1 protein-coding gene is annotated in these 275 nt (G+C 68.0%); it reads left to right on the plus strand.

The features are described 5' to 3' along the window. On the plus strand, window positions 1–275 hold a 275-nt coding region (locus PZC42_RS21180; protein ID WP_277214104.1), incomplete at both ends, for a polyprenyl synthetase family protein.

Raw genomic sequence — 275 nt, forward strand, 5'->3', positions numbered from 1 at the left:
TCCTGCGTGGTCGGCGGGATCCTGGCTGGAGGCCACGAGGACCAGGTCACAATCCTCCGTCACTATGGTCGCGCCCTGGGGCTGGCCTTCCAGATCACCGACGACATCCTGGATGTGGAGGGTACCGCCGAGGAGATCGGGAAGTCCCCTGGCAAGGACATGATGGCCGGCAAGGCCACCTACCCGGCCATCCACGGGCTAGGGCGCTCCCGGGAGATGGCGGCAGACATGGTGACTGAGGCCGTGGCGGCCCTGGCCTCCCTGGGAGATCGGGC

The organism is Isoptericola croceus, from assembly GCF_029382255.1.
Lineage (GTDB): Bacteria > Actinomycetota > Actinomycetes > Actinomycetales > Cellulomonadaceae > Isoptericola > Isoptericola croceus.